Annotated in this window: 19 protein-coding genes; 16 read left to right on the forward strand and 3 right to left on the reverse strand. The window is 72.4% G+C overall.

Annotation, left to right across the window (positions count from 1 at the left end):
• Positions 1–86 precede the first annotated feature (86 nt).
• Positions 87–3782: a M28 family peptidase gene (locus tag ACH35V_RS30710; RefSeq protein ID WP_395977625.1), complete on the reverse strand. Its 3696-nt coding sequence runs from the start codon at positions 3780–3782 to the stop codon at positions 87–89.
• A 269-nt stretch (positions 3783–4051) separates the two neighbouring features.
• Here ACH35V_RS30710 and ACH35V_RS30715 point away from each other — a divergent pair, with 269 nt between their 5' ends.
• Positions 4052–5026 carry a LysR family transcriptional regulator gene (locus tag ACH35V_RS30715; protein ID WP_395977627.1) on the forward strand — a complete coding sequence of 325 codons (975 nt, stop codon included), beginning with the start codon at positions 4052–4054 and terminating at the stop codon, positions 5024–5026.
• Here the strand turns inward: ACH35V_RS30715 and trxB are convergent, their stop codons facing one another.
• Complete coding sequence (gene trxB / locus ACH35V_RS30720) at positions 5027–5977, reverse strand: thioredoxin-disulfide reductase (protein WP_395977629.1); 951 nt, start codon at positions 5975–5977, stop codon at positions 5027–5029.
• A gap of 160 nt (positions 5978–6137) precedes the next feature.
• Between trxB and ACH35V_RS30725 the strand changes: the two genes are divergently transcribed.
• The 7 genes from ACH35V_RS30725 (at position 6138) to ACH35V_RS30755 (ending at position 12282) form a co-directional block, all read left to right on the forward strand.
• Entirely contained in the window at positions 6138–6851 is a 714-nt protein-coding gene (locus ACH35V_RS30725) for a tRNA-dependent cyclodipeptide synthase (protein WP_395977631.1), read from the forward strand.
• Positions 6852–6862: 11 nt separating this feature from the next.
• Positions 6863–8272: a purine-cytosine permease family protein gene (locus tag ACH35V_RS30730; protein ID WP_395977633.1), complete on the forward strand. Its 1410-nt coding sequence runs from the start codon at positions 6863–6865 to the stop codon at positions 8270–8272.
• A 1-nt stretch (position 8273) separates the two neighbouring features.
• A complete protein-coding gene (locus ACH35V_RS30735; RefSeq protein WP_395977635.1) occupies positions 8274–8639 on the forward strand; it encodes a rhodanese-like domain-containing protein in 366 nt (121 codons plus the stop codon).
• Positions 8640–8646: 7 nt separating this feature from the next.
• Complete coding sequence (locus tag ACH35V_RS30740) at positions 8647–9117, forward strand: thioredoxin family protein (protein ID WP_395977637.1); 471 nt, start codon at positions 8647–8649, stop codon at positions 9115–9117.
• A 72-nt stretch (positions 9118–9189) separates the two neighbouring features.
• Positions 9190–10389: a S8 family peptidase gene (locus tag ACH35V_RS30745; RefSeq protein ID WP_395977639.1), complete on the forward strand. Its 1200-nt coding sequence runs from the start codon at positions 9190–9192 to the stop codon at positions 10387–10389.
• An 85-nt stretch (positions 10390–10474) separates the two neighbouring features.
• Complete coding sequence (locus ACH35V_RS30750) at positions 10475–11377, forward strand: LysR family transcriptional regulator (protein ID WP_395977641.1); 903 nt, start codon at positions 10475–10477, stop codon at positions 11375–11377.
• Positions 11378–11379: 2 nt separating this feature from the next.
• Positions 11380–12282, forward strand: coding sequence for a LysR family transcriptional regulator (locus ACH35V_RS30755; RefSeq protein ID WP_395977643.1), 903 nt, complete (start codon positions 11380–11382; stop codon positions 12280–12282).
• Positions 12283–12309: 27 nt separating this feature from the next.
• Here ACH35V_RS30755 and ACH35V_RS30760 read toward each other — a convergent pair whose 3' ends face one another.
• Entirely contained in the window at positions 12310–13338 is a 1029-nt protein-coding gene (locus ACH35V_RS30760; RefSeq protein WP_395977645.1) for a LacI family DNA-binding transcriptional regulator, read from the reverse strand.
• Between the two features lie 149 nt (positions 13339–13487).
• Between ACH35V_RS30760 and ACH35V_RS30765 the strand changes: the two genes are divergently transcribed.
• Genes ACH35V_RS30765 through ACH35V_RS30800 form a run of 8 tightly spaced genes read left to right on the forward strand, consistent with a single transcriptional unit; the run spans position 13488 to position 24065 of the window.
• On the forward strand, positions 13488–14456 hold the full coding sequence (locus ACH35V_RS30765; protein ID WP_395977647.1) for a dihydrodipicolinate synthase family protein: 969 nt from the start codon (positions 13488–13490) through the stop codon (positions 14454–14456).
• On the forward strand, positions 14453–14704 hold the full coding sequence (locus tag ACH35V_RS30770) for a (2Fe-2S)-binding protein (protein WP_395977649.1): 252 nt from the start codon (positions 14453–14455) through the stop codon (positions 14702–14704). Before ACH35V_RS30765 ends, ACH35V_RS30770 begins: the two co-directional genes overlap by 4 nt.
• Complete coding sequence (locus ACH35V_RS30775) at positions 14701–16125, forward strand: FAD-dependent oxidoreductase (RefSeq protein WP_395977651.1); 1425 nt, start codon at positions 14701–14703, stop codon at positions 16123–16125. The genes ACH35V_RS30770 and ACH35V_RS30775 overlap by 4 nt, the downstream gene beginning before the upstream one ends.
• Positions 16122–17306: an NAD(P)/FAD-dependent oxidoreductase gene (locus ACH35V_RS30780; RefSeq protein ID WP_395977653.1), complete on the forward strand. Its 1185-nt coding sequence runs from the start codon at positions 16122–16124 to the stop codon at positions 17304–17306. The genes ACH35V_RS30775 and ACH35V_RS30780 overlap by 4 nt, the downstream gene beginning before the upstream one ends.
• Before the next feature lie 14 nt (positions 17307–17320).
• Positions 17321–18610, forward strand: a complete 1290-nt coding sequence (locus ACH35V_RS30785; RefSeq protein WP_395977655.1) for an amidohydrolase family protein — start codon at positions 17321–17323, stop codon at positions 18608–18610.
• Positions 18607–20661: a hydantoinase/oxoprolinase family protein gene (locus ACH35V_RS30790; RefSeq protein ID WP_395977657.1), complete on the forward strand. Its 2055-nt coding sequence runs from the start codon at positions 18607–18609 to the stop codon at positions 20659–20661. Before ACH35V_RS30785 ends, ACH35V_RS30790 begins: the two co-directional genes overlap by 4 nt.
• A gap of 17 nt (positions 20662–20678) precedes the next feature.
• Positions 20679–22439: a hydantoinase B/oxoprolinase family protein gene (locus ACH35V_RS30795; RefSeq protein ID WP_395977659.1), complete on the forward strand. Its 1761-nt coding sequence runs from the start codon at positions 20679–20681 to the stop codon at positions 22437–22439.
• 39 nt (positions 22440–22478) lie between these two features.
• Positions 22479–24065 carry an ABC transporter substrate-binding protein gene (locus tag ACH35V_RS30800; protein WP_395977661.1) on the forward strand — a complete coding sequence of 529 codons (1587 nt, stop codon included), beginning with the start codon at positions 22479–22481 and terminating at the stop codon, positions 24063–24065.
• The last annotated feature ends 22 nt before the right edge of the window (positions 24066–24087 follow it).

Below are 24087 nucleotides of genomic sequence, written 5' to 3' on the forward strand. Positions count from 1 at the left end.
CGGGATGGGGGGAATATGTGGATGTCCGGCCCGGCCTCCACCCCCATCCCGAGGAGAAGACCGGACCGGACACTTACCGCCTGCGGCTAGAGCGTGACGCTCCAGCCCCTAAGGGTCCCGATGTCCTGGGGCCCGTAGTCGTAGATGTACACCTGCCAGTTTCCGCTCGCCGTCGAGTTGACGCCCGGGACCTGGAAGGTCCGTTCGCCGTTCCACGGCGTGCACTGGTACTGGCCGGTCCCCTGCCGCTTGACCACGTAGTCCCCGCCGGTGGGCGAGCGCAGCCAGATGCCGAGGTCCTCGGCGCAGGTGTGCGTCGCGTCGATCGACAGGCTCACCGTCGTCGCCGCCTGGCCCTCGATCGCGACCGGGATCGGGCTGACCGTCCAGGTGTAGTCGCGGATCGGGTAGTCGGTCTCGCTGGTGAACGTGCGGTCGTCCGGCGGTGTCTTGGTCACCGTCAGGGTGTAGGTGGCCGTCCGGGTGACCGAGCCCCGTCCGGTGACCGTCACCGTGTAGCTGCCCTCGGGCGTGCTCGCGGTGGTGGCCAGCGTCAGGGAAGCGGTTCCGCCGGCCTTGACCTCACCGGGGTTGATGGTGGCCGTCGGGCCGCCCGGAGAGACCGTCGCCGACAGCGCCACCTGCTGCGCCGTCCCCTGGGTGAGGGCGGTGCGGACGGTGGCCTGCGTCGAACTTCCGGCCTCGACGGTCCCGTTGGACGGGTCCACCGAAACCGAGAAGTCGTCGGTTCCGTCGCCTTGCACCCGCAGGGTGTAGCTCGCGGTGTGCGTGGCGGACTGCCCGGCTCCGGTGACCGTCACGACGTAGTCGCCCGCCGCGGTGGCCGACGTGGTGGCGACGGTCATCGTGGACGAGCCGCCGGCCTGGACGGTGGCGGGGCTGAAGCTGACGCTCGGCCCGCCCGGGGACACCGTGGCCGTCAGGTTGATCGGCTGGGCGGCGCCCTCGGTCACGGCGGTGTTGATGGTGGCCGTGGCCGACTGTCCTGCTTGGACGCTTCCGGACGTGGGACTGGCCGTCATGGAGAAGTCGTTCGACGGGTTCGACTGACCCACCGACGTCTTCCACAGCGCCCAGGCGATGGCGTCCGCGCTCCGGTCGAGCGCGGTCGTGTTGATGTTGCTCGGGTAGGCGTCGCAGGCCTGGTGGTAGCAGCGGTCGAACGCCTGTCCGGCCGTGCCGCCCCACTTCTGCGCCTGCGCGGACGACTTCGTCGCGGACGCGCCGGTGGACAGGAACGACGTCGCGATCCCCGCGTTGCGGAACGGGCCGTCGTCACTGCAGCACTCGCCCATCTCGTCCGGGACGAGGTTGATCGAGTCGAAGTATCCCTTCAGGTTCGCCGACAGCGACGAGTTGAGGTTGTCGATGAAGTAGCCGGCGTTCGGGCTGCCGACCATGTCGAAGTTGAAGTAACCCTTGATCTTCGACCGCTCGGTCTGCGCGAGGCGGGCGACGTAGAACTCGGAGCCGTTGAGGCCCTGCTCCTCGTCCGTCCACCAGCCGAAGCGGACCTTGTTGAGCATGGTCGGCTTGGTCTGCGCCAGCGTCAGCGCGGTCTCGAGCAGCGCGGCGGAGCCGGTGGCGTTGTCGTTGCTGCCGGGTCCGGCCCGGACGCCGTCGAGGTGCGCGCCGAACATGTAGACGCTGTTGGCGTCACCGCCCGGCCATTCGGCGATCAGGTTGGGCCCGGAGCCCGCGGTGCACCCGGAGGTGCACGCCTGCCGCGTCACGGTGAACCCCGCGGCCTGCAGCTTCTGCTCCACATAGGCGACCGAGGCGGTGTATCCCGCGCCCGCGGCGTAGCGGTTGCCGCCGTTCTGTGTGGCGAAGTTCTGGAACTGCTGCAGGTGCGCCTGGACGTTCGCGACGTTGACGTTCGGCGGGTCGGTCGTGCCCGGTCCGCCGCCGTCGACGTTGAGCGAGTACGTCGCGGTCTTGGTCTTCGACGCGGACCTGCCGGTGACGGTGACCGTGAACGGCCCGGTCTGCGCCGTGTCGCTCGCGGTGATGGTCATCGTCGAGGTGTTGCCGGACTGGACGCGCGCCGGGCTGAAGCTAGCGGTCAGCCCGCTGTTGGCCGGCGACACGGCCGCGGTCAGGTCGACCGCCTCCGAGGCGCCCTCGGTGACGGTCGTGGCGACCGTCGCCTGCGCCGAAGCGCCCGGCTTCACCGTGCCGTTGTTCGGCGACACCGACATCGAGAAGTCGTTGCCACCGGTCGGCTGGCAGGTCGGCTCGCCGGACTGGGCCGGCATCGTGACCGCGTCCCACGCGGCCTTGACCTTGTTGTAGTAGGTGCAGGACGGGTCGAGGTTCTTCGCGGCCTGCAGCGTCAGCACCCGGTACCGGGGGTAGTTGGTCCCGGACGTCTTCAGCATCATCGCGTTGTAGAAGATCTTCGTCGCGGCCATGATGCCGATGCCGGTCATGCTGCTGTTGTTGCAGGTCGGGCTGGTCGGCTTGCCGCCGCCCGGGTTGTTGCCCTCGGCCAGCAGGTAGAACCAGTGGTTCCCCGGCCCGGCCGCCTTGTGGACCTCCATGTTCGGCACCGAGCTGGAGTAGCAGTTCGGGTCGTTGCTGACCAGGGAGGGGTTGTACATGTTGCGGATCGGGCCGTTGCCGGTGAGGTTGATCTCCTCGCCGACCGTGTAGTCCGGGACGTCCTCGGGGTTGTTGAGGAAGGCCTCGACGGCCGCTCCCCACACGTCCCCGACGAACTCCTGCGTGTTGCCGCCGGAGATCCCGCCGGGCGTGTAGCTGTCGAGCCCGTGACCGAACTCGTGCGCCACGACGTCCGTGCCGGTGATCCACTGGTTCTGCTGGTTGTAGCCGAACTGGGCCTGGCCGCTCTGCCAGTAGGCGTTGACGGCGTTCAGGCCGACGAACGCCGGAGCCCACTGGCCGCCGCTGGTCAGGCCGGTACGCCCGAACGACTTCAGCAGGTCCCAGTGGCCCTTGGAGGCGTACATGACGTCGACGCAGCCGGCTTCCTTGCTGGTCTTGGACGTGCTGCCCCACACGTCGTCAGGACCGGAGAAGACCGCCTTGCTGCTGTAGTCGGCGCAGCTCATGCCGGGACGCTCGGGGTCCCGCATCGTGTACTGGCCGCCGGATTGGGTCGTTCCGAACTGCAGGTTCGGCCCTCCCCAGATGCCGGTCCCGGTGCCCGCGACGACGAGTTCCTGCTCGGCGAACCGCTTGCCGGTCAGGGCGTCGACGTAGACCTTCTTCTGGCTCGGGTGCGCGCCGTCACGTCCGGTGACGACCGTCTCCCACGCGAGCCTCGGCTTCGCCAGGGCGTGCACCACCAGGCGCGGCGCGAGCGTCTTGGCGTCCGGCTTGGACAGCGCGCCGCGCGACTTCCGCGCGGCCTCCGCCTTGGCGACCTTCGGCGCGACGCCGATGGCGATCTGCTTCTTCTGCGCCACCGACAGGTTGCGCACGTGGCCCTTCTCGTCCGTGGCGACGACGAAGTCGCCGCCGACGACGGGAAGGTCCCGGTACGTGCGCTCGTAGGCGACGTAGTACAGGTTCCACGGGGTGCCGGTGACCTGCGTCCGGACGTACTTGTCGCCCTTGCTCGGGTGCAGGTCCGCTACTCGTCCGGCGATCAGGCGTTCCGCCGACACGACGGCCGCGGTCTTCGGATCGGGGGTCGACCCTTCCGCGCTCGGGGTCGTTCTCAGGGCCACCGGCACCAGGCCGCCGATCCCGAGTGTGGCGGCCACAAGGGTCGCCACAAGGTGTTTGCGTTTCACTTCCGCATGCCTCCACTGAGGGGGGAGACCGCACCGCGGGGGGACGGGCGGCCGCAGGCACGGCGATGCCGTCCACCGCCAGCGGGGGCACGCCTGCTACATGCTCGGGCGCTCGGTTTGGGGCAGAAGGAACGATCGGGCAGGGGGCAGGAGATTCAGGAGGGCGGGGGCGCCAGGAGCGGGTGGACGGTTTGTCGTGCCTTGCGAAAATGAGAGTGACATCTGCAGATCGGTTGCGGACCCTTCCACTTGGGCATAGCTTCACGGCTATGCAGGTGGAACTGCGGCATTTAAGGGTGCTCTGTCAGCTCGCGGAGACAGGCAGCATCACGCGTGCCGCGGCGAACCTGGGCGTCTCCCAGCCGACGCTCAGCAACCAGCTGCGCCGTATAGAGAAGGCCTTCGGGGGGCCGCTGTTCGCCCGCGACTCGCAGGGCATCACGCCCACCCCGCTGGGACGGCACGTCCTGGCCCGCGCCCGCGGCGTGCTGGCCGACATGGACGACCTGCTCGCCACCGTCCCCGGCGGCGGCACCCGCACCGGCATCCGGCTCGGCACCCACCCCCACGTCCTGCTGGGCGAGTGGCTGCGCAAGCTGGAGAACGAGATGCCGCACCGCACCGTCGGCACCAGCCTCGACTACTCCGGGGCCGTCCTCACCCAGCTCCTCGCCAACGACCAGGTCGACGTGGTGTTCATGGGACGGGTCGCCGACCACCACGCGCCGCCGTGCCCGCCCGGGACGACCGAGCGCGTCATCACCATCGAGCCCTGCGGCATCGCGCTCGCGTCCAGCCATCCGCTCGCGGCGCGGGGCCGGGTCAGCCTGACCGACCTCGCGGGAGAGACGTGGATACCACCGCAGGGCGGCGACGACGGCGGCACCGCCATGCTCCGCGCCGCCTGCGAGGCCGCCGGGTTCACGCCCCGGTTCCGGTACGCGGGGGTCGACTTCAACAGCATGGTCGGGTTCGTCGCCGCCGGGTTCGCGATCACGCTCGCGTCGCCGACCTGGGTGCCCGGCGAGGGCATCACCGTCGTCGCGCTCGCCGGCCGCGCCACCGACGCCTACCGGGTGCTGCGCTGGCGCACCGCCACCATGCCGACAAGCGAGATCGACATCCTGCACCGGACGTTCCACGAGCTGTACAAGCCGGTCGTCGAGCGCAACACCGGAATGCTGGAGTGGCTCGGCCAGCACCCCGACGCGCGCCCCCGCACCCTTCCCGTCCCCACCAACTGATCACCGGGCGGCCGGGGCCGCGGCGGCGGCGAGGTGGCGTTCGGCGTCCATGGCGGCGACGCAGCCGCTGCCCGCGGCGGTGACGGCCTGCCTATAGGTGTGGTCGACGACGTCTCCGCAGGCGAACACGCCGGGCAGGCTCGTCCGGCTGCCCGGCGCCTGCGTCTTGACGTATCCCTGCTCGTCCACGTCCACCTGGCCGGCGAACAGGCCGCTGCGCGGGTCGTGGCCGATCGCGACGAACAGGCCGGTGACGTCGAGCCTCCCGGTCTCGCCGGTCCGGGTGTCGCGGATGAACACCCCGGTGACCTCGCCCGTGCCGTCCACGGCCGCGACGACCGTGTGCCACAGGACGGTGATCTTCGGATGCGCCAGCGCCCGGTCGGCCATGATCTTGCTGGCCCGGAACTCGCCCCGGCGGTGGACGATCGTGACGCTCTCCGCGTACCGGGTGAGGAACATCGCCTCCTCCATCGCGGAGTCGCCGCCGCCGACGACCGCGACGTGCCGGCCGCGGAAGAAGAAGCCGTCGCACGTCGCGCAGGACGACACGCCGCGTCCGAGCAGCTCCCGCTCCCCCGGGACGCCCAGCGGCCGCCACGCCGACCCGGTCGCCAGGATCACCGCGCGGGCCCGGTACTCGCGGTCGCCCGCGCACACGCGCTTCGTGTCGCCCGCCAGCTCGGTGTGGAGGGCGTCGTCGGCGAGCAGCTCCGCGCCGAACCGGCCGGCCTGCTTGCGCATGCGGTCCATCAGGTCGGGGCCCATGATCCCGTCGGGGAAGCCGGGGAAGTTCTCCACGTCCGTCGTCGTCATCAGCGCGCCGCCGAACTCGGCGCCCTCGATCACCAGCGGGTCGAGGTTCGCGCGGGCGGCGTACACGGCGGCGGTGTATCCGGCCGGGCCCGAACCGATGACGATCAGATTCCGGACGTCATGATCTGTTTTCACGCTGGACCTCGTCTCGGGTAATTGGCGGACGCCGCCATCGTAGGGACCAGATCATTCTTCTCCGGGGGTTATGCATTCGAGGTATACCCCGCTGGCATTAGCGGGGGCGGGGGGCGGCACGGACACTCCCAGACATCCGAAAATATGACCGGAGGATGTCATGACGGCATACGAGATCGAACCGCTCTCCGATGAATGCGTGAAGGCGCTACGGAATTCCGATCATGTGTGCATCGGGGTCAGCCCATTCAACAGCTACTTCAGCGCTGAACGCCTGACGAGCCTGGCCAGGTGGGCGACCGCCGCTTTCGCCGATTTCCACTTCTTCGTCCCGGACGAGATCACCGCGTACACGTTCGAGGCGCTGGGCTACTCCCCGGGCCGGGCGCGGCAGAAGGCGCACCGGCAGTCCCGGTACACGCACAACAAGATCCGGTCGGCGCTGACCAGCCTGTCGGTGCCGAACCCGGACGAGCGTGTGCTGAGCATGGTGCGGCTGCACGCGAACCGCCGCTACCAGGAGCTGTTCGACGAGGCGCTGGTGCTTTACACCGAAAGCGAGGCGTTCCGGGACGCGTGCCTGGAGGCCACCCGCTGGGTCGTCGAGCCCAAGCTGCCGGACGGGCAGGCCGCCTCGCTCGACCAGCTGCGCCTGGGCGTGCGCTATTTCCTGGCCGAGCTTCCGCTGTTCGCCGGGTCCGGGTACATCGTCGGGGCATCGAACTCGATGTTCGCCTACCACCAGCGGGTGCGCTTTCTTGAAAGGTTCTTCGACCGCGAGCTGGAGTGGCGCCCGCGGGACGGGCAGGGATTCCTGGTCGTCCGCGAGGCCGCGGCCGAAAGGACGCTTTCGCCGCTCGGCAATACCCGATAGGCGGCACGATCATGAAAACCCACCCCGCGTCCAGGCCCGCCGTAGGACACGACGACTACTCGCTCGTCCGCGTCCCCGATTCCGCGCGTCGCTCCTGGATTTCCGTGGCCGTCCAGCGTTTCGGCCAGGTGTCGTCATTCCAGCAGTTCATGGTCGGCGCGATTCTCGGATACGGCATGACGTTCTGGGACGCCGTCCTCGCCATCACGATCGGCTCGGTGCTCCTTGAGGCGATCACGATCCTGCTCGGCGTCGCCGGGGTCCGGGAGGGGCTGTCCACGTCCGTCCTGGCGCGGTGGGCCGGGTTCGGGCGGCGCGGGTCCGCGCTGGTCGGGATGCTCGTCGCGATCAGCCTGGCGGGCTGGTTCGGCGTCCAGAACGGCGTGTTCGCGCAGGGCATGCACGACCTCGCCGGCAGCCCGCCGGAGTGGGCGTGGGCGGTGCTCGGCGGCGCCGCCATCACGGCCGTCACGACGTACGGGTTCCGGACGATGGCGTGGGTCGGCTACCTGACCGTCCCGGCGTTCCTGCTGCTCGCGCTCGTGTCCATCGTGGACGCGCTGCGGCGCCACTCGCTCGGCGAGCTGATCGCGTCCGACCCGCCGGGCGAGCCGCTGACGCTCGGCGCGGGCGTCACGCTGGTGTCCGGCGCGTTCATCCTCGGCGCGATCATGACGCCGGACATGACCCGGTTCAACCGCCGCCCCGCGGACGTGGTGAAGCAGACGCTGATCTCGGTCACGCTCGGCGAGTACCTGATCGGGCTGATCGGGGTGCTGCTCGCGCACGCCGCCCGCACCGACGACGTCGTCGGGATCGTCACCTCGTCGTCCGGGCTGCTCGGCACGCTGGTGCTCGCCACCGCCATCCTGAAGATCAACGACTGGAACCTGTACTCGTCGTCGCTCGGCCTGGTCAACTCGATCCACGTGCTCACCGGCCGCCGCGTAGGCCGGGTGCCGGTCACCGTCGCGCTCGGCGCCGCCGGGACGCTGCTGTCGGCGCTCGGCATCGTGCACGCCTTCAGCGGGTTCCTCACCGCGATCGGGATGCTCGCGCCGCCCGTCGCCGGGATCATCATCGCCGAGTACTACCTCGTCCGGTCCTGCCGCCCGGCGCTGGACCGCGCCCGCCGCACCGGCGCGCCGCCGCCCGACCCCGCGGACTGGATGCCGCGCGCGCTCGTCAGCTGGGCCGCGGGCACCGCCGCCGCCGTCGCCGGCCTCGGCAGCGCCGCCCTGACCTCGGTCGCCGTCGCGTTCGCCGTGCACGCCGTCCTCGGCCGCCTGACCGCCGGGCGCGGGGCCGCGGCGGCGGCCGAGCCCTCCCCGTCTCCCGAGCCCTCCCCGTCTCCCGAACCCCCGCCGTCTCCCGAACCCCCGCCGTCGCCCGTCCCCGCCACGAGCCCGAAAGGACCCTGACGTGCTCCCGCTGATCACCCGCGACGAACTCGCCGCCGCCCTGGAGGACGGCACGGTCGTCCTGGTCGACACGATGCCGGCCGCCTACTACGAGAAGGAGCACCTCCCCGGCGCCCGCAACATCCCCGGCTTCCCCTACGAGCAGGCCGCCGAGTTCACCGACGAGCACGCGCCGCGCGTGCTGCCCGACAAGTCCGCGGCGGTCGTCGTCTACTGCGCCAACGTGCCGTGCCGCAACAGCGGGCTCGTCGGCGCGCGGCTGCTCGAACTCGGCTACCCCGACGTCCGCAAGTACCGCGAAGGAATCGAGGACTGGGTCGCCGCCGGGCTCCCCACCGAGTCCTCGACCCCCACAGAAGGAAGGTAGAACCCCCGTGAAACGCAGCATCGCGCTTCTCACCGGAACGGTGTCCCTGGCCGGCGCGCTCGCCGCCGCCACCGCCGTCCCCGCCTCCGCCGCCCCCGCCGCTCCCCGCCCGCCGGCGTCCGCCTCCATCGCGGACGAGACGATCATCGACGTCACGTCGGCCAACTACGCCCAGGTCATGGAGATGTCCAACACGAAACCGGTCGTGCTGAACTTCACCGCCGGCTGGTGCCACTGGTGCCAGGTGCAGAAGCCGTACCTGCAGCGCTACCACGACGAGGACGCCGGCGCCTGGGTCTGGGCCCGCGTGGACGTCGACCGCAACCCGGACATCATGCGCCAGCACGGCGTCCGGGGCATCCCGGCGCTGGTCAGCGTCCGCAAGGGCACCGAGTACGGGAGCCGCTTCGTGGGCTTCGACCCGTCCTCGCCCGAGGCGCTGCGCGCCTGGCTGACCAACGTCGTCCGCAACTACTGAGCCGGACGCCCCGTGCCGGGGCCCGCGGGGGCGCCGCGGGCCCCGGCACGTCCCCACTCCGGAAGGATCACCATGAAGAGAAGGCACGTTCGGCTGGCGGCGCTCGTCTCCGCGTCGCTCGCCCTCCCGCTCGTCCAGCCCGCCGCCGCGGCGCTGGCGCGTCCCGCGACGGCCGTCCACCAGGAAGACACCAAGGTCTACATCGTCTGGCTGCGCGGCGTCCCCGCCGACCGCGACGAGGTGACCGCGGTCGCGAAGGAGATGACCGGCAAGTACGGCGGCACGCTGCGGCGCACCTACTACTCCGCGATCCAGGGCTTCTCCGCCGACCTCACCATGGACCAGTACATCGCGTACCTGTCCGACACCCGCATCCAGTCGGTCAGCGCGGACAAGTCGTTCCGCGTCGCCGGGACGCAGAAGTACCCGCCGTCCTGGGGGCTCGACCGCATCGACCAGCCCGATCTCCCGCTCGACCGCACCTACCGGTACCCGAACGAGGGCGGCGGCGTGCGCGTCTACGTCCTGGACACCGGGATCAGGACGTCCCACCGCGAGTTCGGCGGCCGCGCCCACGCCGCGTTCGACGCCCTGAACCCCGCCGGTCCCGCCACCGGTTCCGCCGGACGCAGCGGCGAGGACTGCAACGGGCACGGCACCCAGGTCGCCGCGACGATCGGCGGCCGGTTCACGGGCGTGGCCAAGGGCGTCCGGCTGGAGTCGGTCCGGACGCTCGGCTGCGACGGGACGGGCACCGGCGAGCAGATCATGACCGCGATCGACTGGGTCGACGCGCACGCCGAGCGTCCGGCACTGCTCAACCTCAGCTTCTCCGGCCCGTCCCAGTCGGTGCTCGACCTCGCCCTCTACGGGATGACGGAACGCGGCATCGCCTACACCGCCGCCGCGGGCAACGGCAACGCCGACGCCTGCGAGGCCACGCCGGGACGGCAGACGACGGCGATCACCGCGTCCGCCACCGGCAAGACCGACCAGCGCGTCGGCACCGCCAACCACGGCACGTGCGTCCACCTGTTCGCGCCGGGGGACGGCATCGTGACCGCGAGCGCCGCGTCCGACCTCGCGTACGGCAAGGCCGGTGGGACGTCCATGGCGTCCGCCCACGCGGCGGGCGTGGCGGCCATGTACCTCGCCGGACACCCCGGCACCACGCCCACCGATCTGGACAAGGCGCTCCGGGACGCGGCCGCCTCCGGCAAGGTCCAGGACCCGGGCGCCGGGTCGCCGAACCTGCTGCTGCAGACCGGCTGATCCCGCCGCGACCCCGTTACCGCGCCTGGAACCTGTGTCAAAATGCTCGAATCTGCGCCGTTCCAACCCCCCATCGGGAGCGGACATGCAGCTGGAACTGCACCACCTCAGAACGCTGCAGGCGGTCGCCGCGGCCGGCAGCCTCAACCGGGCGGCCGAGCAGCTCTGCCTGCCGCAGCCCGCCCTGAGCCGCCAGCTCCGGCGGCTGGAGGACCTGTTCGGCGGCTCGCTGTTCGACCGCGACCACAACGGCGTCCGGCCGACGGCCCTCGGACGCGTCGTCCTGCACCACGCCGCCGGGATCGTGGACGACTGCGCCGCCATCCACGACGACCTCACCCGCCACCGGGACCGGCACACCGGCACGATCCGGCTCGGCTGGACGGCGAGCTGCGTCGCCGACCTCCTCCTGGACGAGCTGCGCCGCCGGTTCCCCGCCACCCGGATCGAGACGCTCGTCGACGACTCGGTCCGGCAGGTGACGACCTGGCTCCTCAACGGCGAGCTCGACGTGGCGCTGGTCAACGAGGCGACGAACGGGCCGGTCCACCGGCCGGACGGGCTCGCCGTCCAGCACATCGTCGACGAGCGCCCGCAGATGCTGATCCGCGGCGACCATCCGCTCGCCCGGCGGCCCGCCGTCACGATGGCCGAGCTGCGCGACGAGCGCTGGATCGCGATCGCCGGGTCGGACGGGTGCATCGCGTTCCTGCACCGCGTCTGCCGCCCGTTCGGGTTCGCGCCGGCGATCGTCCACCATCTGCCGCTGCACGGGCCGCACGAGGACATCGTCCGGCATGACGGGAGCGTCCTGCTGACGCAGGGGTGGCGGCCGTCGCCGCCCGGAACGGTCCGGCGGCCGATCGCCGGGCTCCCGTGGGTGTCGCGCCACGTCCTGATGTACCGGCCGGAAGGGCACTGGGCGCAGCACATCCCGCATTTCGCCCGCGCACTCAGAGAGGCCCACAAGGCCAGAATGGGCGGCTAGGAATGGACATCGAACTGCATCAGCTGCGCATTCTGCACACGGTCGCCGAAGCGGGCAGCATCAACCGCGCCGCCGAGGAACTCGGCATGAGCCAGAGCGGTCTCAGCCGGGCGCTGCAACGGCTGGAACGCAGCGTCGGAATGCCGGTCCTGCACCGCCAACCGACGGGAATCACCCTCACCACGGCGGGGGCGATTCTCCTCGACCACGCCGATACCGTCCTGCCCGCGCTGAACCGCATGTTCACCGATGTGCGCCGGTGTCTGGCGTCCGTGAACGGGAAATCGCCCGTCCGGATCGGCGCCGCGCCCGCGCCGACGCTGACGTCCTTCGTGCGCTGCGTCGAGGACCTCGGGATCGCCCCGATGTCCCTGCTGGTGGACGAGTCCGGCCAGCGCCTCACCCAGCTCGTCGACAACGGCGAGATCGACGTCGCGATGTTCCGCCATTTCCCGGAACTCGATCCGGAGCCGCCGGAGACCGTCCGGCACAAGCCGATCGCGTCGCAGTTCCCGCATGTCTGCCTGCCGGACACGCATCCGCTCGCCGCCAGGCCCGCCATCGACCTGCCCGATCTCGGGAACGAGCACGTCGTCCTCGCGTATCCGGAATGCCAGCCGCTGACCGGCCATTTCCACACGGCCTGCACCACCGCTGGAATCCGTCCGCGCATCAGCTACGCGAACAGCGCCTCCGCCGCCATCGCATTGGGCGACGCATTAGGCGCGATAACCCTCACTTACTGGCCGGACATCACCGAACCCCAGCGAACGCACATACCGCTCCACGACACCCCGCTCAACGCCGTCATGCTCCTGGCCTGGCGCGCCGACGGCCCGCTGGACGGCCTGAGCCCCCAACTCCTCGAATCCGTCCGGACGATGCACGAACGCACCCCGGCCTAGACGTCCCGGGCCTGGACGTCCCGGGGCCTAGACGTCCCGGGGCCTGGCGCTGGACTCGCGCTGGACGAGCTGCGCCCCGACGCGGTAGGTGCGGCCGTTCCTGGCGTGGGGCACGGAGCCGCGGCCGCGTTCGAGCTGCTGGAGCAGCAGGTCCATGGCGAGTTCGCCGAGCTCGCGCGCCCCGTTGTCGACGACCGTGACGGGCGGGCGCCACCAGCGCAGCCAGCTGATGTCCTCGTAGCAGACGAGCGACAGGTCGTCCGGGACGCGGACGCCGGCGGCGACGAGCGCGGGCAGCACCCCGAACACGGCCTCGTGGTTGGCGGCGAACAGCGCGGTCATCCCCGGGACGCGGGCCAGCAGCCGTCCGGTCGCGTCGGAGCCGAACGACGGCTCGAACGGGCCGCGCTCGATCAGGCGCTCGTCCAGCGGGAGGCCGTGGTCGCGCAGCGCCTGCTCGTACCCCGCGAACCGCTCGTCCCCGGAGTTGGTGCCGGGCGGGCCGCCGATGTAGCCGATGCGGCGGTGGCCGAGCTCCAGCAGGTGGCGAGTCGCGTCGCTCGCGCCGTCGCGGTCGGACGCGAGCACGGTCGGCGCCGCGCTCTCGGCGGCGCCGCGGATGAGGTTCACGACCGCGGTGCCGCCGGCCAGCAGCGCGTTGGACGCGGCGGCGTTCGACCCGGTGCCGATGAGGATGACGCCGTCCACGCCGTGCTCGCCGAGCGTCCGCAGGATGCCCTCCTCGCGGCGCGGGTCGGCGTCGGTGATGGACAGCATCATCTGGTAGTCCTCGGCGGCGGCCCGGCGCTGCACCACCTCGGCGATGGTGTGGAACGAGGCGTTCACCAGGTTGCCGACGACGAGCCCGATCAGGTGCGACTGCCGGGACCGCAGCGAGCTCGCGGCCCGGTTCGGGCGGTAGCCGAGCCGGCGCGCGGCGTCCTCGACCAGGGCCCGGGTCTCGGCGGCGATCAGCGCCGAGCCGCTCAGCGCCCGGGAGGCGGTGCTGCGGGACACGCCCGCCGCGGCGGCCACGTCCTTCAGGGTGACGCCCATCGTGCTCCGATTCTGCAATCGATCCCAGTGGTGGAGCAATCATGCCACAGCTCGGGAGCGGTCACCCCTTGACAGGGGGTAATCTGCTGCCGCAACCTTGTGCAATCGATCCCAGAAGTGATGACCACTACGGAGTGCGGGGAAAGATCTTGGATCGCGACGACGTCTCATGGCACGGCTACTGGCCCGCGGCGCCCACGCCGTTCACCGCTGAGGGCGCACTGGACGAGGACGCCTGGCGCGCGCTGCTGAGGCTGTACCTGCGGCAGGGCGTCCACGGCGTGCTCGTCAACGGCAGCACCGGCGAATGGTTCAGCCAGACCCCGGGCGAGCGCCGCCGCGTCACCGAGATCGCCGTCGACGAGGTGGCCGGACGGATCCCGGTGGTCGTCGGCGTCACCGCGTACACGCCGTCCGAGGCGATCGGGCTGGCCCGCCACGCGGCGGGGGCGGGCGCGGACGGCGCGCTCGCCACCCCGCCGCCCTACGTCCACCCGGGCGCGGAGGAGATCTTCGCCTTCTTCGCCGAGGTCAGCTCGGCCACCGACCTGCCGTTCATGGTCTACAACTGGCCGCGCGGCGTCGCCGCCGACATCGGCGCCCACCCGGGCCTGGCCCGGCGGCTCGCCGCCCTGCCGCAGGTCGCCGCGATCAAGGACAGCACGGGCGACTGGCTCCGGATGCTGAACACGGTCGAGGAGGTCGCCGCCAGGGTCCGCGTCTTCGGCAGCTTCCTGCACCGGCGCGGCCTCGCCGCGCTGCTGGAGCTCGGCGGCGACGGGAACATCGACGGCGGCGGGCTCGGCGCGCCGTTCGCCGTCCCCTACTACGAGGCCGTCGCGCGCCGGGACGGCGCCGCCGCCCGCGCCTGGGCGGACCGCTACGGCGCGCTGTCGGCGCGGCTGATCAGGCCCGACTACAGCGGCGTGTTCGCCTCGCCGATCCCGCAGCTCAAGGCCGCGATGTCGCTGCTCGGGCAGCCGGGCGGGCACGTCCGTCCGCCGCTGCTGCCGGTCGCGGGCGAGGCGCTGGAGGGGATCCGCGCCGTCCTGGACGAGTCCGGCCTGACCGAGGCTCTCGCGGACGAGCCCGAACCCGCCGCCGAGGCGCGGTCATGAGCGCCACTCAGATCACCGTCGACGGGGAGGCGGTGGACGCGACCGCCGGGTCCTCGCTGACCGCCGCGTTCGTCGCGGCGCGCCGCTGGCGGCTGCGCGACAACCCGGTCAGCGGCGAGCCGCGCGGCCCGTTCTGCGGCATGGGCGTGTGCTTCGAGTGCGAGGTCACCGTCGACGGGCGGCCCGGCGTGCGCGCCTGCCTGACCAGGGTCGTCCCCGGCATGACCGTCGAGACGGGGTCCCGATGACCATGGCGCGGGACGTGCTGATCGTCGGCGGCGGCCCGGCGGGGCTGTCGGCCGCCGCGCGGCTGGCCGCCGCCGGGCTCACCGTCGCGCTGGTGGACGAGCAGCCCGAGCTGGGCGGCCAGTACTACCGGCGGCCCTCGCCCGCCGCGCCGGGTGATCACCGTCCGGAGGGCGGGCGGCTGATCGCGCGCGTCCGGGGGCTCGGCGTCGACTGCCTGACGGGCCATCTGGTCTGGGGCGTGGCCGACGACGGCCGGACGCTCCTCGCCACCGGCCCCGACGGCGTCCCCGTACGCCTTCGCGGACGCCATGTCATCGTCGCCACCGGCGCCTACGAGCGGACCCACCCGTTCCCCGGCTGGCAGCTCCCCGGCGTCACGACGCCCGGGTTCGCCCAGCACCTCGCCGCCGCCGACGGAACCCCGGTCGGGGAGCGCGTGCTCGTGGCCGGGTCTGGACCGTTCCTGCTGCCCGTCGCCTGCTCGCTGCTGGACGCGGGCGCCCAGGTCGTCGGCGTCGCGGAGGCCGGGCACCCGTACCGTCCGTCGCTTCGTGCGGCCGCCTCGCTGCGCCATCCCGCGCGGCTCCGCGAGCTGGCCGGGTACACGGCTCGGCTGGCCCGCGCCCGCGTCCCGCTCTGGCAGGGACGCGTGGTGACGCGGGCCACCGGCGACGGCCAGGTCTCCTCGGTCACGCTCGCCGCCACCGCCGACCCGGCCCGGCCCGTCCGGACGCTCGACGTCGACGCCGTCTGCGTCGGCTACGGGTTCCGCCCGCAGCCGGAGCTGGCGCGGCTGCTCGGCTGCGAGATCCGCGCCGACGCGGTGACCGGCGACGCCGAGCCCGTCACCGACCGCTTCGGCCGGACGAGCCGTCCCGGCGTCTACGTGATCGGCGAGGCGGCGGGCATCGGCGGCGTCCATCTGGCCCGCGCCCGCGGGCTCATGGCCGCCGCGCACATCCTCGCCCGGGAGAACGGCAGCAGCCCTGGGGAGATCGGCCGGCTCGCCGCGGAGATTCGCCGGCTCGACCGGTTCACCTCGCTGAATGAGTCGCTGTACCCGAGCCCGGCGCAGTTGCAGGACGTCCTGTCCCGCGCGCTGACCGGCGACACGATCGTCTGCCGCTGCGAGTCCGTGACGGCCGCCGACGTCCGCGCCGCCGTCGTGGAGCGGGCGGGTGGCGACCTGAACGCGACCAAGTCCTGGTCGCGGGCCGGGATGGGGCCGTGCCAGGGCCGGTTCTGCGGGTTCGCGGTGGCCGGGATCGTCCGCGACGCCTCCGGCGGGGAACCGTGCGGCGTCCCTGTGTTCCCGGCGCGCCAGCCCGTCCGGCCGGTGCCCGTGGAGACCCTGCTCGCGCTCGGCGAGCAGGCGGAGCAAGCGGAGCAGGCCGGGCAGGCCGAAGGGGCCGCCGGATGAGCGCGCAGACGGCCGACGCGGTCGTGATCGGCGCCGGTGTGCTCGGCGCCGCGGCCGCGTTCCACCTCGCCAGGGCGGGGCACCGCGTGATCGTGCTCGACCGCGGCGCGCCCGGACGCGAGGGATCGGGCACGACGGCGGGGAACCTGCACGTCCAGGCGGTGCACACGCGCCGTCCCGGGCAGAAGGTGCCGCTCGACAGCGCCCGGTTCCTGCCGCTGCAGCGGGCCGCGAGCGATCGGTGGGAGTCGGTCGAGGACGAGCTGGACGCCTCCGTCGAGCTGCGCCGCAGCGGCGGGTTCACGATCGCGGAGACGCCGGAGCAGCGCGCCGAGCTGATCGCCAAGCACGCCTGGGAGGAGCGCGCCGGGATCGCCACCGAGGTCCTGGACGGCGACGGCGCCCGTACCGCGCTCCCCCTCCTCGGCCCCACCGTCACCGCCGCCACCTGGTGCCCGCTCGACGGCTACGCCAACCCGCTGCTGACGACGCCCGCCTACCTGTCCGCGGCGGTGCGGCATGGCGCGGAGGTGCACCCGTTCTGCCCCGTCCGTAGCGTGGAACGTTCCGGTTCCGGCTGGCGGGTCACGGCGGGCGATCTGCGGATCGACGCCGCCCGGGTCGTGGACGTCGCCGGCCCCTGGCTCGGCGAGATCGCCGCGCTGGCGGGCGTCCGGCTCAGGATGACGCCGGTCGCGATCCAGATGCACGTGACCGTCCGGCTGCCGGAGACGCTGCGGCACCTCGTCCAGCACATCGGCGAGGGCCTGTCGGTCAAGCAGGTCACGGCGGGGAACCTGCTGATCGGCGGCGGCTGGCCCGCGCTCCGCCTGGAGCCGGGACCCGGCGGCCGCAGCCCGATCAGCCTCGACAGCGTGGTCGGCAACGTGGCGCAGGCCGCCCGCGTCCTGCCGTTCGTCCGGGACCTGCGGCTGCTGCGCGCCTGGGCCGGCCCGCTGGCCGCCACCCCGGACGAGATGCCGGTGATCGGGGAGGTGCCGGGCGCGCCCGGCTTCCTGGTCGCGGGCGGAACCTACGCCTTCACGTTCGCCCCGCTCTGGGGCGAGACGCTGCGCTGCCTGGTCGAGGGCGAGCCGCCGCCGGTGGACGTCCACGACCTCGGGCCGGGCCGGCTGATGGAGCCCGCCGAGCCCGCCGCGCCGTACGAGCAGGCCCGATGAGAGAGGAGACAAAGGTGCCGACAACGATCACCCCCCGGCGGCCCGTGCCGCAGGACGGGACCCTCTGGCTGACCGGCGGGCACGTCGTCGACGTCGTCGGCGGGACGATCCGCCGCGACGTCGCCGTCGCCGTCACGGCGGGCCGGATCGAGGCGATCACCGCCGCGCCGCCCCCGCCGGGCGCCCGCCGCGTCGACCTCGGCGGACGGTACCTGCTGCCCGGCCTGATCTCGGTGCACACCCACCTGTCGGTGACGTACCCGTTCTCCGCCACCGACGAGGCCGAGAACCCTGGCCTGACCGCGCTGCGGGCCCTGTCGCGGGCGCAGGACGCGCTGCACGCGGGCGTCACGACGATCCGCTGCGTCCACGAGCAGCACCGCGCCGACCTGCTCATCCGCACCGGCGCCGAGCAGGGCTGGGTGGACGCGCCGCGCATCGTCGGCGCCGGGCGGGCCGTGTCCACGACCGGCGGCCACGGCCACGGCTCGGCCTGCTCCTACGCCGACGGCCACGACGGCTTCCTGCGCGCGGCCCGCGAGGAGCTCGCCGCCGGGGCCGACCTGATCAAGGTGTTCATCACCGGCGGGATCGCGCACGAGGGCGAGTCGTTCACCGGCGCGCAGATGACGCTGGACGAGATGCGCGCCGTCGTCCGGGCGGCGGAGGAGCACGGCAGCTACGTCACCGCGCACGCGGGCTCCGGCTCGGCGATCCGGGAGGCGCTCGCGGCGGGCGTCCGCGGCTACGAGCACGCCTACGAGTTGGACGACGCGACCGCCAAGGAGATGGCGGAGCGGCGCGTGTTCCTCACCCCGACGCTGTGCGTGACCCGCTGCCCGTCCTGGATGGCGGAGCACTCGTTCAGCGCGTGGCAGATCGAGCGCGCGATGGAGGTCGGGCCCGGCCATCTCGCCAGCATCCGCCGCGCGATCGCGGCCGGGATCGCCGACCCGCGCGACCCGGAGCGGCCCGGCATCACCATGCTCGCGGGCACCGACTACCCGCCGGGTGAGCCGATCGAGGACACCGTCGTCGCCGTCCGCGAGATGGAGTTCCTCGCCGAGGCCGGGCTCGACCCGGCGCAGGCGCTCCGCACGGGCACCAGCGACGCGGCCCGGCTCGTCGGGCTCGGCGGGAAGGCCGGCGCGGTCGAGGAGGGGCTGCTCGCCGACCTGATCGTCACCGACCGGGACCCGCTGTCGGACGTGTCCGCGCTGCGCCGCATCCCGTTCGTCATGCAGGCCGGGCGGATCGTCCGCGACGACCTGCCCGCACCCGCCCCTATCGGAGGAGTTTCGTGAGCGCCCCGTCCCGTACCAGGCTCGCGGTCGACATCGGCGGCACGTTCGTCGACGCGATCGCCTACGACGAGGTCACCGGCGATCTCCGCCTGCACAAGGCCCCGACGACGCCGGACGCCCCCGCGCGCGGCGTGCTCGACGCGGTCGGCGGCCTCGCGGACCGGCTGGACGGCGTCGAGGCGTTCGTGCACGGCACCACGCTCGGCCTGAACGCGATCCTGCAGCGGCGCGGCGCCGGCGTCGGGATCATCACCAACGCCGGGTTCCGCGACCTGCTGGAAATCGCCCGCGCGAACGTCCCAGGCCAGCACATGTACGACTTCGCGTACGCGCCCCCGCCGCCGCTCGTGCCGCGCCGCCACCGGACGGGCGTGCCCGGCCGGATCGACGCGCAGGGCAACGAGGTGGAGCCGCTGGACGAGGACGCCGTCCGCGAGGCGGGCCGCCTCCTCGTCGAGGAGCACGGGCTGCGCTCGCTCGCGATCTGCTTCCTGCACTCCTACGCCGAGCCCGCGCACGAGCGCCGCGCCGCGCGGATCCTGCGCGAGGCGTACCCGGACGTGTCGGTGTCCACGTCCACCGACATCAGCCGCGAGTACCGCGAGTACGAGCGGACGAGCACCGTCACGCTCGACGCCTACATCCGGCCCGTCCTCAGCGACTACATCGGCGCGCTGGAGGGACGGCTCGCCGACGCGGGGCTGACCCGCCCGCTGCACATCATGCGGTCGGGCGGCGGCGCGATGACCGCCGAGCTGGCCCGCCGCGCGCCGCTGATGACCGTGCTGTCGGGCCCGGCGGGCGGGGTGGTCGGCGCGTCCTTCCTGGCCCGCGAACTGGGCCGGGACAAGCTGATCTCGTTCGACGTCGGCGGCACCAGCGTGGACTGCTGCGTGATCGAGGACGGCTCGCCCGGCGAGGTGCACGAGGCCGGGATCGACGGGTTCCCGCTGCTCATCCCGATCTTCGACATCCGGACGGTCGGCGCGGGCGGCGGCTCCATCGCCTGGATCGACGAGGGCCTGCTGAAGGTCGGCCCGCACAGCGCGGGCGCCGTCCCGGGCCCGGTCGCCTACGGCGCGGGCGGCACCGAGCCGACCGTGACGGACGCGGCGCTGGTGCTCGGCTACCTCGACCCGGCCGCGTTCCTCGGCGGCGACATGACCATCGACGCGGACGCGGCCCGCGCCGCCGTCGAGGAGAAGCTCGCCCGCCCGCTCGGCGTCGACGCGACGAAGGCCGCGGCGAGCGTCTTCCGCGTCCTGCTGGCCCGGACGGTCGGCGCGCTCCGCGAGATCACCGTCGAGCGGGCCCTGGACCCGCGCGAGTTCGCGCTGCTGGCGTTCGGCGGCGCCGGGCCGCTGCTCGGCCCGATGCTGGCCCGCGAGATGGGCGTCACCGAGACGGTCGTCCCGCAGGTCCCGGCGGCGTTCTCCGCGTTCGGGATGCTGATGTCGGACCTGGAGTACGAGTTCGCGACCACCGTCCTCAAGCCGCTGAGCGACGCGACGCTCGCCGGCCTCGAACCGGCGTTCGCGGAGCTGGAGTCGCAGGGCGAGGAGGTGCTGTCGGTCCAGGGCGTCAAGCCGGAGGACCGCACGCTGATCCGCCGCCTGGACGTCCGCTACCACGGCCAAGAGCACACGCTCGGCATCGACCTGCGGCCCGGCGACGACGCGGCCGCGATCCTGGACCGCTTCCACGAGCAGCACCGCGCCCGGTACGGGCACGCGATGCCGGACGGCGGCCAGATCCTCACCCTCCGGGTGCGCGCGGTCGGCGTCCTGCCGAAGCCGGGCCTGCGCCGCCTCGACGGCGCCGGCGACGGCACGCCCGCGCCGGTCGGGGAGCGGCCCGCGTTCGACTTCGCCGCCGGGGAGACCGTGCCGTTCCCGGTGTACGAGCGGTCGTCCCTCGCGCCCGGCCACACGCTGCCGGGCCCCGCGATCGTCGAGGAGGGCACCTCCACGACGGTGATCTTCAGTGACCAGCGGCTGGCCGTGGACGTCCACGGCCACCTGCTGGTCAGCAGCCCGGAGACGGCCCAGTGACCCCCGCAGGAGGCCCCATGAGCAGCAGCGAGCTGGACGGCGCGACCGTCGAGGTGATCCGCAACTACCTGGTGTCGGTCGGCGAGCAGATGCGCCGGACGCTGGTCCGCGCCGCGTTCAACCCGGTGATCTACGAGGTCCTCGACTTCGGGATCTCGATCTACGACGGCGATCTCGAACTGATGGCGGAGGCCGCGGGGATCACCTCGTTCCTCGGCGCCAACGACCACGCGATCGTCAAGGGCGTCGAGTACGTCGGGAAGGAGAACCTCGCACCCGGCGACGTGTACCTGCTCAACTATCCGTACTGGAGCGGCGCCCACTCCTACGACGCGATGCTGTTCGCCCCCGTCTTCCGGGACGGAGCGGACGGACGCGGCGCCGAGCCTGCCGCGTACCTGGCCGTCCGCGCGCACTGGATGGATCTCGGCGCGAAGGCCCCCGGGTACGTCCTCGACTCCACCGACATGCACCAGGAAGGGCTGATCTTCCCGGGGACGCGGATCGTGCATCAGGGCGAGGTCGTCCGCGACATCGTGGAGCTGATCCGCTTCAACTCGCGGCTGCCCGACCTCACCATCGGCGACTTCCACGCGCAGCTCGCCGCGCTGCGCACCGGCGAGAACCGGCTCGCGCAGGTGTGGGAGAAGTTCGGCGGGGACGTCGTCGACCAGGCCGTCAAGCAGATCATCGAGCACGGCGAGCGCGTCGCCCGCAAGGCCGTCGCCGCGCTCCCGGACGGCACCTGGACCGCCGCCGACTACTGCGACGACGACGGCATCACCGACGACCTGATCCGCATGGAGGTCACGGTCACCGTCGACGGCGACCGGATGGAGGTCGACTTCAACGGCTCGGACGGCGCCGTCCTCGGCCCGGTGAACCTGCCGATCGGCGCGACGGAGAGCCTCGCCAAGTCGACGTTCAAGGAGCTGACGACGCCGGACGAGCCGTCCAACGCGGGCCACTACCGGGCCCTGACGGTCAAGGCCGATCCGGGCAACTTCTTCCACGCGGTGTACCCGTCGGCGACGTTCACGCAGTGGAGCGGGATCGTCGCGTTCGAGCTGATCCACAAGGCGCTGGCGGAGGTGCTCGACTCGATCCCGGCGTCGTCCGGTGGCGACGAGCCCGGGTTCATGGCGCTCGGCCACGACCCGCGCACCGGCGACGACTTCGTCATCAGCAACAACGAGGGCATCGGATGGGGCGCCCGCCGCGACCGCGACGGCGCCAACGCGCAGCAGCACCCGTCGCAGAGCGTCGTCCGGAACACGCCGATCGAGGTGCTGGAGCACAAGTCGACGGTGTTCCACGAGCGGCTGGAGCTGATCCCCGACTCGGGCGGCGCTGGCCGCTACCGGGGCGGCGTCGGCGTCCTGCGCGAGGTCCGGTACCTGGCCGACGGCGAGGTCCTGTCGATGAAGAAGAAGAGCAAGACCAGGCCGTGGGCGCTGCACGGCGGCCACGAGCCCGAGCCGAGCGGGATGACGCTGTGGCCCGGCAGCGACCGCGAGAAGCGCGTCGGCATGTACCGGGCCGCGATGCGGGCCGGGGACCGGTTCGTCAACCGGACGGCGGGCGGCGGCGGCCACGGCGACCCGCTCGACCGCGACCCGGCCGCCGTCGCCGCCGACGTCCTGGACGGCTACGTCACCGCCGAGGCCGCCGAGCGCGACTACGGCCTGATCGTCGCTCCCGACGGCTCCCACCACGAGACCCCCGCCAGGACCGGACGGCGCCGGGCACGCGACGGCGCCGGACGGAACGACACCTGACCCGTCCGCGCGGACACGTCCACGAAGGGGAGACGACCAGTGCTCCACACCACTTCTCCGGCCGGGCGCCGCCGGGCGGCATGGCTCGCGGCCGTGGCCGCCGTGGTCGCCGTGGCGCTCGCGGCGGGCGGCTGCGGCGGCGCCACCGGCGGGACCGGCGACCGCAAGCAGACGCTGATCATCGCCGAGAACGAGCCGCCCGCGACGTTCGACCCGGCCCAGGCCGACAACTCCACCGTGGACGAGGTCGTCCGCCCCGCCTACGACACGCTGGTGGCGTACGGCGCGGGCAACAAGATCGTCCCGGCCGTCGCCGCCAAGTGGACGGTGTCCGAGGACGGCCGCTCCATCGACCTGACCCTCCGCGACGACGTGCGGTTCCACGACGGCGCCCGCCTCACCGCGGCCGACGTCCGGTACAGCCTCGACCGGATCAAGCGGCTGAAGGTGGGCGTCGCGTCGCTGCTGACCGCCTACGAGTCCACCGAGGTCAAGGGCGAAACGCACCTGACCATCCGGCTGACCCGCCCGTTCGCCCCGATGGTCCCGGCGCTGACCCGCGTCTACCTGCTCAACTCCAAGCTGGTCGAGGCGCACAAGGGCGGCGACGACGGGCAGAAGTGGCTCGCCACCCACGACGCGGGCTCCGGCCCGTACCGGGTCACCGGCTACACCCCCAACCAGGAGGCCAAGTTCGCCCGGTACGACGCGTACTGGGGCGGCTTCTCCGGGCAAGCGAAGGACGTCGTCTTCCGGTACCTGCCGCAGGCCGCCACGCAGAAGAGCTCGCTGCTGGCGGGCGACATCGACATCGCGATGGACATCGACCCCAACGACTGGGCCTCGTTCGAGAGCAACAAGGAGTTCAAGGTCGACAAGGCCGACAGCAACGTCCAGCTGTCGGTGTTCTTCAAGATGAAGGACTCGCCGGTGGAGAACCGGGCGCTGCGCGAGGCGATCACCTACGCCTACCAGTACGACCAGCACATCCGCGCGATCCTCAAGGGCGCCGGGAAGAAGGCGGTGGGCGTGCTGCCGTCCACCATGAACTGCTTCGACGCGTCCGTGCCGCAGCCGGCCTACGACCTGGCCAAGGCGAGGAACACGCTCAAGGCGGCCGGGCTCTCCGGCGTCACGCTCACCATGACGTACCTGAAGGCGACCGCCGAGATGGAGCTGGCGGCCACGCTGTTCCAGTCCGACCTGGCCAAGATCGGCGTGAACCTGAAGCTGCAGGCCGTCACGTTCCCCGAGTACGTGCAGCGGCTGAAGACCAACCAGACCACCCCCGACCTCGGGATGATCTACGCCTTCCCACCCAACCCCGACACCGACTCGATCCTCTACCAGCTGTTCGACTCCAAGTTCATCAACAACGGGCAGAACAACGGCGGCTACCGCAACCCGCAGGTCGACTCGCTGGTGGAGAAGGCCCAGGGCCTCACCGACCAGCGCGAACGCTGCGGCCTCTACGGCCAGGCGCAGCGGATCATCGCCGCCGACGTCGCGTCGGTCAACATGTCCAACCCGCAGACCGTGACCGTCATGCGCGAGGGCGTCCGCGGCTACGCCTACCAGCCGTCGCACCACCAGACCGTCGACGTCTACCGCGTCAAGGTCGGCTGACCGCATGGCCGGCCAGCATCCA

Source organism: Actinomadura sp. 1N219 (genome assembly GCF_044326405.1).
GTDB lineage: Bacteria > Actinomycetota > Actinomycetes > Streptosporangiales > Streptosporangiaceae > Spirillospora.